The sequence below is a fragment of the Bacillus sp. FDAARGOS_235 genome (assembly GCF_002073415.2).
Lineage (GTDB): Bacteria > Bacillota > Bacilli > Bacillales > Bacillaceae_G > Bacillus_A > Bacillus_A toyonensis.
Window position 1 is genome coordinate 2,685,001 of sequence record NZ_CP020437.2, and the last position, 12,139, is coordinate 2,697,139.

The 12,139-nt window shown below is 37.3% G+C and carries 12 protein-coding genes and 3 tRNA genes; 2 read left to right on the forward strand and 13 right to left on the reverse strand.

What is annotated here, in order from left to right:
• Position 1: 1 nt before the first annotated feature.
• The 4 genes from A6J74_RS15585 to A6J74_RS15600 form a co-directional block, all read right to left on the reverse strand.
• Positions 2-76: transfer RNA gene (locus A6J74_RS15585), tRNA-Glu, on the reverse strand.
• Positions 77-84: 8 nt separating this feature from the next.
• Positions 85-175: transfer RNA gene (locus tag A6J74_RS15590), tRNA-Ser, on the reverse strand.
• Positions 176-178: 3 nt separating this feature from the next.
• A tRNA-Asn gene (locus A6J74_RS15595) sits at positions 179-253 on the reverse strand.
• 114 nt (positions 254-367) lie between these two features.
• Complete coding sequence (locus tag A6J74_RS15600) at positions 368-835, reverse strand: SprT family protein (RefSeq protein ID WP_000544525.1); 468 nt, start codon at positions 833-835, stop codon at positions 368-370.
• 207 nt (positions 836-1,042) lie between these two features.
• Here A6J74_RS15600 and cmpA point away from each other — a divergent pair, with 207 nt between their 5' ends.
• On the forward strand, positions 1,043-1,159 hold the full coding sequence (cmpA, locus tag A6J74_RS15605) for a cortex morphogenetic protein CmpA (RefSeq protein ID WP_001143642.1): 117 nt from the start codon (positions 1,043-1,045) through the stop codon (positions 1,157-1,159).
• A gap of 58 nt (positions 1,160-1,217) precedes the next feature.
• On the opposite strand, the gene A6J74_RS15610 is transcribed toward cmpA, so the two are convergent.
• From A6J74_RS15610 to acpS, 6 genes are all read right to left on the reverse strand, one after another.
• Positions 1,218-3,386, reverse strand: coding sequence for a Tex family protein (locus A6J74_RS15610; RefSeq protein ID WP_000426215.1), 2,169 nt, complete (start codon positions 3,384-3,386; stop codon positions 1,218-1,220).
• Positions 3,387-3,454: 68 nt separating this feature from the next.
• Positions 3,455-3,805, reverse strand: a complete 351-nt coding sequence (gene ndoA / locus A6J74_RS15615; RefSeq protein ID WP_000635963.1) for a type II toxin-antitoxin system endoribonuclease NdoA — start codon at positions 3,803-3,805, stop codon at positions 3,455-3,457.
• Positions 3,806-3,809: 4 nt separating this feature from the next.
• Complete coding sequence (locus A6J74_RS15620) at positions 3,810-4,097, reverse strand: antitoxin EndoAI (protein ID WP_000004570.1); 288 nt, start codon at positions 4,095-4,097, stop codon at positions 3,810-3,812.
• Between the two features lie 299 nt (positions 4,098-4,396).
• Positions 4,397-5,566, reverse strand: a complete 1,170-nt coding sequence (gene alr, locus A6J74_RS15625) for an alanine racemase (RefSeq protein WP_000390621.1) — start codon at positions 5,564-5,566, stop codon at positions 4,397-4,399.
• Between the two features lie 117 nt (positions 5,567-5,683).
• Positions 5,684-6,634, reverse strand: coding sequence for a LolA family protein (locus A6J74_RS15630; protein ID WP_002037834.1), 951 nt, complete (start codon positions 6,632-6,634; stop codon positions 5,684-5,686).
• Positions 6,635-6,790: 156 nt separating this feature from the next.
• The gene (acpS, locus tag A6J74_RS15635; RefSeq protein WP_000635048.1) at positions 6,791-7,150 is read right to left on the reverse strand and encodes a holo-ACP synthase; all 360 of its coding nucleotides are present in this window, start codon (positions 7,148-7,150) and stop codon (positions 6,791-6,793) included.
• Between the two features lie 92 nt (positions 7,151-7,242).
• Here acpS and A6J74_RS15640 point away from each other — a divergent pair, with 92 nt between their 5' ends.
• On the forward strand, positions 7,243-7,815 hold the full coding sequence (locus A6J74_RS15640) for a rhomboid family intramembrane serine protease (protein ID WP_000908503.1): 573 nt from the start codon (positions 7,243-7,245) through the stop codon (positions 7,813-7,815).
• Here the strand turns inward: A6J74_RS15640 and uvsE are convergent.
• From uvsE to murF, 3 genes are all read right to left on the reverse strand, one after another.
• Positions 7,808-8,770, reverse strand: coding sequence for a UV DNA damage repair endonuclease UvsE (gene uvsE / locus A6J74_RS15645; protein WP_000961174.1), 963 nt, complete (start codon positions 8,768-8,770; stop codon positions 7,808-7,810). The genes A6J74_RS15640 and uvsE overlap by 8 nt on opposite strands.
• 93 nt (positions 8,771-8,863) lie before the next feature.
• Entirely contained in the window at positions 8,864-10,453 is a 1,590-nt protein-coding gene (gene cshA, locus A6J74_RS15650; protein ID WP_000206605.1) for a degradosome RNA helicase CshA, read from the reverse strand.
• A 305-nt stretch (positions 10,454-10,758) separates the two neighbouring features.
• Positions 10,759-12,135 (reverse strand): UDP-N-acetylmuramoyl-tripeptide--D-alanyl-D-alanine ligase, encoded by a 1,377-nt coding sequence (gene murF, locus A6J74_RS15655; protein ID WP_000610669.1) that lies wholly within the window; start codon positions 12,133-12,135, stop codon positions 10,759-10,761.
• Between the last annotated feature and the right edge of the window lie 4 nt (positions 12,136-12,139).

Genomic DNA, 12,139 nt, shown 5'->3' on the forward strand with positions numbered 1-12,139 from the left:
GTGGTGACCCGTACGGGATTCGAACCCGTGTTACCGCCGTGAAAGGGCGGTGTCTTAACCACTTGACCAACGGGCCAATATGTATGGCAGAGAAGAAGGGATTCGAACCCTCGCACCGCGTTAGCGATCTACTCCCTTAGCAGGGGAGCCCCTTGAGCCACTTGGGTACTTCTCTGTATGGCTCCGCAGGTAGGACTCGAACCTACGACCGATCGGTTAACAGCCGATAGCTCTACCACTGAGCTACTGCGGAATAATGAAGACAATTTGTATCTTATAAAACTTCTCATCGTAAGTCAAGATGTTTTTTAACAATATCTTGCACAAACGTGACATGTTTATAATATACTGGATTGCGTTTTCACTGTCAAGATGTTTTCGCTACCGGTTTTAGTTTTCCCTTACACTTTCCACAGACATATCTTTTTGTATTTATTTGACGTCTTCTTACATATTGAAGCGAACACTCCATACATTCATACATATAAACCTTCTTTTCCTTCTTTTCCTTCTCTTCATTAATCATTCGCTTACAAAAACGTGGTGCACCTACCTTTTTTAATAGTTCACGAAAATCCCTATCCCGATGCTTATATCCTCTCCCTGTAATATGCAAGTGATAATGACAAAGTTCATGTTTAATAATCCCGACTAATTCTTCTTTACCATACATTTCATAATATCGATAATTCAGTTCGATATTGTGACTCTTCAATAGATAACGTCCACCAGTTGTACGTAATCTATTATTAAACATCGCTTTATGTAAGAATGGCATCCCGAAGTATCGTAGGGATACTTCTTCCACTAGCTGCTGAATTTCTTTCTCATGCATTCTCATTCCTCCTAAACAAAAAAATATTTTTACACTTTTCTCCCTTCCTATACATATATTAAATAGTACATATACCCATCCTCATTCAAGAAGCGTGGTTTCTAAAAATACGACATTAATAGAAATCCACTCATTAACCTCTCGTCAATAGTACCTTAACTACAAAGGTACATTTTTGAGAGTAGGATTATACAAGGAGGGATTCCTATGCCTACATGGCTAAAAAAACAAATGCAACGTGCATATTTTGAAAAAAACCGGTATCAAATTAAATTGCTAAATGAATGCTGGTTTTATTATAGCAAAATACATCAAAGCTCATAATCCATTACACTTTCTACTCCATAAAAAAAAGAGCAGTTTTATCTGCTCTCTTTTCTTACTATTCAATCGGTAACATAGATAATGCAACACGACCTTTTTTTGTATCAATATCATCTACCCATACTTTTACGATTTGCCCTACAGATACAACATCTAATGGATGCTTTACAAACTGTTTGCTTAATTTAGAAATATGCACTAAACCATCTTGTTTTACACCAATGTCAACAAAAGCACCAAAATCAACAACGTTACGAACTGTCCCTTCCAGTTCCATACCACGCTGTAAATCTTCTAATTTCAAAATCCCTTTTTTCAGAAGTGGTTTTGGCAATTCATCCCTCATGTCTCGCTCTGGACTAATTAAGGCATCAATAATATCAACCAATGTCGGCTCACCGATCTCCGTCTCTTGAGATAATTTAGAAACATCCACTCCCTCTAAACTCTCCTGCAAGTTCGGTTTCCCTACATCATTCTTCGATAACCCTAGACTCTTTAGTAGCAATTCGACATTTTTATATTGTTCTGGATGGATCCCTGTACGATCTAACGGATTCGCGCCTTCTAATATACGTAAAAACCCAATACACTGTTCATATGTTTTCGCGCCTAAACGAGGGATTTTCTTTAATTCAGTACGCTTCGTAAATTTCCCATCTTCCTCACGCTTAGCTACAATATTTTTCGCAACTGTTTTTGATAACCCCGAAACATATTGTAACAATGCAACTGAAGCTGTATTTACATTCACACCAACTTGGTTAACTGCTGTCTCTACCACAAATGTTAACGATTCATTTAATCTCTTTTGAGTTACATCATGTTGATATTGCCCCACCCCTACCGATTTAGGGTCAATTTTCACGAGCTCAGCAAGTGGATCTTGCAGGCGTCTTCCAATTGAAACCGCGCTTCTTTCTTCAACTTGGAAATCAGGGAATTCCTCACGAGCTAAATCGGAAGCCGAATACACACTTGCCCCTGCTTCATTTACAATAATATAGAAAACATCCTGTTTCACACTTTGTAATACATCTACTATAAACTCTTCCGTTTCTCTAGAAGCTGTGCCGTTCCCAATTGCAATCATTTCAACTTGATATTTATCTATAATAGAAAGAACTTTCTTTTTTGCATCATCATATTTACGAACAGGTGGATGCGGATAAATAACATCGATATATAGAACTTTCCCCGTATCATCTACTACAGCTAATTTACAACCAGTTCTATATGCAGGGTCTACGGCTAGCACAACCTTCCCTTTCATTGGAGGTTGTAATAATAAATTACGTAAGTTCTCAGAGAAAATATGTATCGCTTGTTCTTCAGCTGTTTCTGTTAATTCTTTTCGAATTTCTCTTTCAATCGAAGATTGAATTAATCGTTTATAGCCATCCTCAATCGCTAATTGTACATAATGCGCACTTTTTGAATCGTTATCACGGATTACTTTCTTATATAAGAAAGTTATTATCTCATCTACTGGTGGAACAACAGAAACTCTCAATATATCTTCTTTCTCACCGCGATTCATCGCTAATACACGATGCGGTACTACTTTCTGCAACGGTTCTTCATAACTGTAATACATTTCATATATATTCTTTTCATCTTTTTCTTCGTCTTTTACAACCGAAGACATAACACCTTTTCTAAAAGTAACATTCCGAATCCAACTACGATACGCAGCTTCATCTGAAACGATTTCTGCAATAATGTCTTGCGCACCTTGCAACGCCTCTTCTGCAGATTCCACTTCTTTTTCTGCATTAACAAATTCCATAGCCTTTTTAGCCGGATCTTCTTTTTTATATAACAATAACCATTCAGCTAGCGGTTCTAATCCTTTTTCTTTTGCAATCGTCGCTTTCGTTCTTCTTTTCTCTTTATAAGGACGATATAAATCTTCTACTTCCTGTAGTTTCGTTGCGGCAACAATATGACGGCGCAACTCTTCGGTTAGCTTACCCTTTTCACCAATAAGACGAAGAACCTCTTCTTTCCTATCTTCAAGCTGCATCATATATTGCCATCTCTCTAAGATTGCACGAATTTGCACCTCATCTAAAGAGCCTGTCCATTCTTTTCGGTAACGAGCAATAAATGGAACTGTGTTACCTTCTTCTGTTAATTGAATAACATGACGAACTTGCTTTTCGGTAAAGCCTAATTCTTTCACTAACATTTTCATTAACGCTTGTCGATTATCTACCATTTCCATATACAACCGTAACCTCCTCTATAATAAAAAAAAGTTGCCCTTCAAAGAGAGCAACTTAAACTGCCGATTTAAAAATCTATTAGTCCTAAACTAATTTGTAACGCTTCATCTACACGAATCATCATCACTTCATCCAAATGAGTGATTTTGTCCGTTAAGCGTTGCTTATCGATTGTTCGAATCTGCTCAAGTAAAATAACAGAATCTCTCTCAAATCCATACTTTTTCGCATCAATTTCCACATGAGTGGGTAATTTCGCTTTTTGAATCTGTGCAGTAATAGCCGCTACAATCACCGTTGGACTAAAACGATTTCCGATGTCATTTTGAATGACAAGAACCGGACGAACGCCTCCTTGCTCAGAACCAACAACTGGGGAAAGGTCTGCAAAATACACGTCGCCGCGTTTTACAATCAAAATATTACCCCCCGCTAACTAAGCGTTCTACCGTATGAGCTGCTTCATACTCTGCTAAGAAAGCTTCAGATGCAATACCAAGATTAATTTTTCCCATTTCAATGTACCCACGTCGCATTGATTCATGTTGGTAGCGTTTCTTCGTCTTATGTTGACGCAATAACAGTTGTGTTGCCTGGCAAATTAGTTCATGGCGATTCTTATTCTCTTGTTTTCCAATTCCGTCCAATTCCGTTACCATTTGCTTTGGCAACCGAACCACGATTTCAGTAGTTACACTTGATTCGGACACAAAAATACACCTCCACCGTCAACTACACACCCAAATATATATATGACACCTATTGTAATAATACCATTGTATGGAGCCTGTTGCAAAGACTTCCTTATTCCTTGCTTATGTTTTCCAATTCACAGGAAAAACATTCATCTTCTATTATTTTTCATCTTATTTTAAACAAGGAACAAAAGAATTCCTATGCAAAACTTATATTAAAAGTGATTATAAGTAAAAGCTTCTCATCAAAAAAGAGCATATTTTCCATCAATAAAAAGCTCAATTAAATGACAAGAAGCAAATTAGATGATCTTCTATATATTATTCAAATAATTGATGATTTCTACAACTTTACCATGTCGTATAAATATTCTCGGCACACGGAAACTAATCGTTGCAATAATTTCATAATTAATAGTCCCGGAATATTCAGCAACCTCTGTAGCGCTAATATATTCATCACCTTGTCGTCCAATGAGTGTAACTTTCGTACCAAGCGGGACTTCACAAGGAAGATGAATCATGAATTGATCCATTGTTACTCTCCCTACAATCGGTACTCTTTTACCATCCACAAGCACTTCAAATCCTTGTAATCTTCTAAGCCAGCCATCTGCATATCCAATCGCAACAGTTGCAATCCATTCTTCAGTTTTTGTTCGGTAAGTGACGTTATAACTAATTCCATCCCCTTTAATCACCTGTTTAATATGAGCAACTTTCGTATGCAGTGATAACGCCGGTTCTAATTTAAATGGTAAAAAAGGACGTATTTCTACAGATGGGGATAATCCATACATCGCAATACCAATTCGTACTGCATTAAATGTAATTCCTTGAAAACGTAAAGTTGCAGCACTATTAGCTGTATGGACAAATTTAGGATCCACTCCGAATTCCTTCAACCAACTTAACTGCTGCAAGAACGTGTTATATTGCTTATCAAAATACGAAGTCTCAACCTCATCTGCTGTTGCAAAATGCGTATATACTCCTTCTAACTCTAAAAATGGTGCACCTTCTAAACTCTTTAAGAATTCTTTTAATTCTTTGCGTTCGCGTATTCCAATTCTCCCCATACCACTATCAAAATTAATATGGAATTTCATTATAGATGAACCATCCCATAGTTTGATGGCTTCTTCCACCCATTCTTTTTGAAAAACAGTTAATGCTACATCATTTTCAGCAGCTACATTTATATCTCGAGGCGGGGAAGGACCTAGCACTAAAATTGGTACGGTAATACCAGCCCTTCTAAGAACTAAGGCTTCATCTAAAAAAGCAACTGCTAATCTTGTTGCACCTGCTTCTAATGCGGTTTTAGCCACCGGTACATAATCGTGCCCATATGCATTCGCTTTAACTACAGCAAAAATCTCAACATTACTCGGAATGAACTCTTTAATATGCGTAATATTGTTATAAATCGCATCTAAATCCACTTCCACCCAAGTATCACGGTAAAATGACGCTTCTTCCATAAATACACTTCCTTATACACGATATGCGAAGCTTATTCTTTTATATGCTTCTTTTATGAAATCCACCTTCAAACTAAGAAAAGACGTGGTGCACATATATCACCACGTCTAAGAAGTTTACTTCACCTGCTTCGCTGTAACTGAACGAGCTACCATTAACAACTCATTCGGCTCTAAACCTTTAGACACGAGCATATATTCTACTCCGTTATGTGACCACGTTACAGATTCTTTCGTCAATGCACCAATCGTAAACCCAAGATCAACCGGCTCTCCACTTACACTTACTGCTGACGAAGCCTCTGCAACTTTTGCCTTTTCTTGTATTAAGGTAAAGGATTTCTTATTTCCAGTGTATGTGAGTATCGTACGCTTGCCACTGTCTGTCTTCAACTCTTTTTCGTCTTTCAGAGTCATGCCTTGCGGCGTATCACGCGGATACAAAATAGCAAATGGTTTGTCTTCTTTCGCTGTTGTTTGAACATCTACTTGCGCTCTAGACATATTTTGTTTCGTATCAAATGCACCTTTATCAAATTTCGCATCGAATTTCACTTTAGAGAAATCTACTTTCACAAGAACATTTTGATCATTATCCATTAATTTCACCGAAACTGGTGTTAAATCGCTTTTCTTCAATGTAATCTCTTGTTTCGGTAACATATTTTGATGTTGATAGTTTGTTTTTGTTTTGAAAATATAATATTTATCTGTTTTCTCGAAAGTAAGGTTTTTCTTATCCTGCAAAATATCTCTTACAAGTGATTCATATAAATAGGCCTGGCTACTATTTTGCGGCCAATCACTTTGAAAACGGAAACTCTTATTAAGCGCTGGAGTTAATACAAATACCCCTTCTTCATTTCTTAAAATAATTTGGCTCTGATCTTTTTTTGCATTCTGTAAATTCACACGATAAAAAGAAGGTTCTTTATGCCAAATTTCCACTTTATACTCCTGAGGCTCATTCCCTGTTTTAATAGTTAATTTCGCTTCAGCTTGATAACTTTTCATCCCTTTCACTTTCGCTTCTAAATCTCTCACAACATCATCTTGTTTCTTTTCCATACAGCCCGCCAACACAAAAACGGTCAATAAACCGACAAGAACTAAAAACAGACGCCTTTTCATCACTTCAGCCCCTTTGCCCCTATAAATGAATGGAAGGTGTACCTTCCTTATCGCTACCTCAAATATATGAGACAAGGATATGAAATATGCAGACTAGCGTGACAAGCTTTCTAAAACAACTTGTGCAACAGCAAATTCCTTACTATGACTAATTGATAAATGAACAATATGCTCTGTATTTGCAATAAGAAGCGGCTTCCCTCTATCATCATTTTTCACTTCAATATCTAAAAAACTCACTTCTTTCCCGATACCAGTGCCTACCGCTTTTGAATACGCCTCTTTCGCTGCAAATCTTCCCGCTACAAACTCTGTAAGGCGACTCCCTTTCAGTTCCATAGCAACATTACGTTCACTTTCAGTTAAAATACGTTCCATAAATTTAAGCTTTCCATCTAGCATTTTTTCAATTCGATTCAATTCAATAATATCTATTCCAATCCCTACAATCATTTCGAAATCCCCTTCTTCTATTTAGCTTTCTTCTTTCATATTGTAAGAATAACAGAGAATCATTCTGATGCAAAAGGAGTGATACTACCAGCATGCTAATACGACCCACTCGCATTTCCTTAAATCCAATCATCCTCTCTTTACTTCTTATTCAACTATTCATGATGATGTTAGGCGACTTCTTTCTCTTTCCAATGGCAGCTAACAATGAATATATCACTAAAGGAGAATGGTGGCGTGTCATAACTTCTCTGCTCGTACACGTGGACTTACAACATTTTCTTTCTAATAGTATTTGCTTATTTATTCTTGGCTCTTCTATCGAAAAACAACTCGGACACATTTCTTTTATCATTCTATTTTTTCTTCCCGGTATTTCCGGAAATATCGCTTCTTATATTATTATGCCTCCTGAATACATTCATACGGGAGCATCTGGTGGGATTTTCGGGTTACTAGGCGCCCAACTATTTTTATTGTACAATCGATACCGCCCTTCACACTCAAAAGAAATTGCTATTTTCTCAATCATGATACTTATATTACTATTATTTACTTTCTTTAATCCTTTCGCCAATCCTATAAGCCATTTAGCAGGATTAATAACCGGTGGTATTTTAACTCCTTTTTTAACAAAAAAATTCGATGGTGCTGAGCTTATTTAATGTAAAAGCTCGCACCATCGATAATTTCCACATCTATTTGTTTACTTAAGTCTCTCATGAGTTGAAATAAAGACTCATCCTTCTGCTTCGCCTCAATCATACAATCAATTTGCCCAACACTTCCCTTAATCCTTCTTAAAAAAGATAAGAATGCATCAACATCAATAAAATCAGCGTGTGCCCTCGGGTCTTTCTCATCTCTAGGACTGGAGATATGCATTTTAACTGGTAACAAAGATGTTTCCCACGTATGAACAACACGCGCCCAATCTTCATGCCAATCTTCTCGTTCATTGTTCATCGTATGATGATGCAAATCAAACACGACCGGAATGTCTAATTTTTCTCCTAAATACAATGTTTCCGCTAGCGTGAAGGTTGTATCATCATTTTCTAACATGATCATTTCTTGAATACCCCTTGGAACGTTAGACCAATTTTCTATAAAGCGTTCTAATGCGAGCTCTTTATCTTTATAACCTCCTCCAACATGTAATACACATCGTTGCTTATGTGCAATCCCCATACCTTTTAACATTTTTTTGTGCATCTGCAAAGTTTTTACTGACTGTTTAAAAATACTTTCCTCCGGTGAATTTAGTACAACAAAGTGATCCGGATGGAAATCAATACGCATATTCATACGAATTGCGTATTCACCTAGCACTTTTAAACTTTCTTTTAATGGACGAATATAGTTCCACTCTAACAACTCCTCATGATTCGCTAAAGGAATAAGCTTAGAACTAAGTCGAAAGAAAGATATATCATGCCCCTTATTATGCTTTAATAACCGCAAGCAATTTTCCAAATTCGAATTAGCGATTCTTTCAAGTTTACGAATCGCAGCCTCTCGATCATCAATCCGTTGAAACTGTGCATATGTCATCGTTTGAGATGGAGATGCGTTCTTCAAATGCACACTCATCGCAACATACCCAAGCCTTACAAGCATATCGTACCTCTTTTCTACATGAGTTATTATGTAGTATGTACAATTTTAGAAATAAAAAAAGAGAATGCCAACAAAGGGCATTCTCTTTTTTTATTAAGCTTGTGGACGGCTATGATGTTTTCTTTCGCCGCGTCCATTTGAAGAAGATCCAGGGCGACCTTGACCTTCACCTCTACGACCACGGTTACCATCACGGCCACCATCACGATTGCGATCACGGTTACGACCATCGCCACTGCGTCCGTCACGGTTACGGTCACGGTTACGACCATCGCCACTGCGTCCATCACGACTACGATTACGGTTACCATCACGGTATCCGCCTCCGTTACCACCGCGTTTTTTAGAACCGCCACCTCTTGAAACAACTGGTGGTTCTGATGTTAAAGCGATTGGTGTTGTATCTGGCTCTTTTGTCATCATTTTTAAAGCAGCAGCTACTACTGTTACAGAGTCGTTCTCTTCTAACATTTCTTCTGCAATACGCTTGTAGTATGATAAGTTATCATTTTCAATTGTGCTTTGAAGTTTTTCAGCGATTAAACGTTGTTGACCTTCTAGTGCCTCGTCAAGTGTCGGTGCTTCCATACGGTCAACCTTACGTTTTGTTGTACGCTCGATATTTTTTAATTGTCCTGATTCACGTGGTGTTACAAATAACATTGCAATACCTTTTTTACCTGCACGGCCAGTACGACCGATACGGTGAACGTATGATTCTGGATCTTGTGGGATATCGAAGTTGTATACGTGTGTTACGCCTGAAATATCAAGACCACGCGCAGCAACATCTGTTGCAACAAGAACTTCAATAGCACCTTCTTTAAATTTACGTAATACAGACATACGTTTCGCTTGTGTTAAGTCACCATGAATACCTTCTGCTGCATAACCACGTAAGTTTAATGCTTCTGATAATTCATCAACACGACGCTTTGTACGACCGAATACGATCGCAAGCTCTGGAGATTGAATATCTAGTAAGCGCGTTAATACGTCAAACTTTTTCTTTTCTTGCACTTCTAAATAGAACTGCTGAATGTTTGGCATTGTTACTTCTTTTGCTTTTACTTTAATGTGTTGAGGCTCAGTCATGAAACGCTCAGCAATACGACGGATTGGATCTGGCATTGTCGCTGAGAATAATAATGTTTGATGTGTTTCTGGCACATCTGTTAAAATTGCTTCAATATCTTCAATGAAGCCCATGTTTAACATTTCATCCGCTTCATCAAGAACAACAGTCTCAACGTTTTGTAGGCGAAGTGTTTTACGGTTAATATGATCTAAAATACGACCCGGCGTACCAACAATAATGTGTGGGTGTTTTTTTAGAGCACGAATTTGGCGGTTAATATCTTGACCACCATAAATTGGTAAAATACGAACACGTTTATGTTTACCAATTTTGTATAGTTCTTCTCCAACTTGAATTGCTAATTCACGCGTTGGCGCGATAACAATACCTTGAACTGCTTCTTTACGAGTATCTACTTTATCTAATAGCGGTAATCCAAATGCTGCTGTTTTCCCTGTACCTGTCTGCGCTTGCCCAATAATATCTTTACCTTGCAATGCATGTGGGATTGTTTCAGCTTGAATCGGCGTAGCCTCTTCAAAGCCCATACTTTCAACAGATTGCAATAAAGATTCACTTAATCCTAATTCTCGAAATGTTGTCAATGTTACTTCTCCTTTTCTATCCTATACTTATCATTTAAAAAAAGGCATTTTCCGAATTGGCGGAAAAGCCCTTTTCCTGAATGCTCACGTATATAAACGGGCGTATTTCTACACGAAAATACTTTTAAACGTTATTACACTTTATCAATTATAAGTTTTGTATGTGCAAAAAGCAAACCCAACTGTTACCTTATTTTCATATTCAGGACTTTTTTTCTTCACTTTTATTTTTTAACATCCTCTGTAAGCGCTTATTATAAGTTTCTTCTATTTTCGTGACTATCATCCCTATTTATATTCACCAATTATTTCAACATCGTAATAACTTCTTCTAATTTCATACCACGAGATGCTTTAACTAATACAACATCGTTATTACCAACTACCGCCTGTAAATCTTTTACAAGCTCTTCTTTATTATGATAGGCCTTTACACGTTCACCAGGGAAATTAATTTCCGCTCCCTCAGCAATTTGAGCCCCTAATCTACCATATGTGAATACATATGAGATTTTTGCTGGGTCAATTAATTTACCTACTTCATAATGAAATTGAACCTCTTGGTCTCCAAGCTCTAACATATCACCAAGCACGACGATTTTTTGAGAAAAACCATCTAAACCATTCATTAAATGGAATGCTGCTTCCATAGCTGTCGGACTTGCATTGTAAGCATCATTGATAACTGTTAACCCACTATCCTTTTTTACAATTTCCATGCGCATACCTGTCATTTGAAGTGTTACTAAACCTTGTTTCATTTCTTCCCATGTCACACCAAAATGTTTCGCAATCGCCATGGAAGCAAGTGTATTATACACATTATGTTTCCCTAACACTGGTATATAGAATGAAATGTTTTCTTCTCTATTCATTTTAAAATGTGTGCCAGTTGCCTGTAATGTTACAGTCGTTGGATAGTAATCGTTTGCTCTGGCATCACCAAATGTTACTGTTTCCGTCGCTAAATTCATTTCAGGAACACGATTTGTTAATAATGGCTCATCTCCGTTATATACGAACACTCCGCCTTCTTGTAATCCTGCCACAATTTCTAATTTCGCTTCTGCAATTGCCTCACGAGAGCCTAAATCCATTAAATGCGCCTCACCAATGTTCGTAATGATAGCTGCATTAGGACGAGCTAACTTAGATAAGAATTCAATTTCTCCTCGGCTTGACATACCCATTTCTAATACAGCAACTTCCGTATTTTCTTCTAGGTTTAAAATAGTAAGAGGTAAACCGATATGGTTATTGAAATTACCTTCTGTTTTTTGAACTTTGAATTTAGTCGCAAGAAGGCTTGTTACAATATCTTTCGTAGATGTTTTACCGTTACTACCTGTCACACCAATAACTTTAACATCCAATTGATCGCGATAGTTTTTCGCTAACATTTGTAATGCCAATAGTGTGTCTTCTACAAAAATAACTGGAAGATTCTCAGGCGGATTTGCTACATCTTTCATCCATAATGTAGCAACAGCTCCATTTTCAACAGCTTTATCTACAAAAGCATGTCCATCGAAACGTTCACCTTGAATCGGAACATATAAATTTCCTTTTTCGATTTTTCTCGTATCAATAGACACTCCCTGTATAGTAATTCCCTCATACTGCTCTGCTAATCCCGTACCATTTATCATCTGTTCTACTTGTTTTAACGTTCGATTAATCATGAAA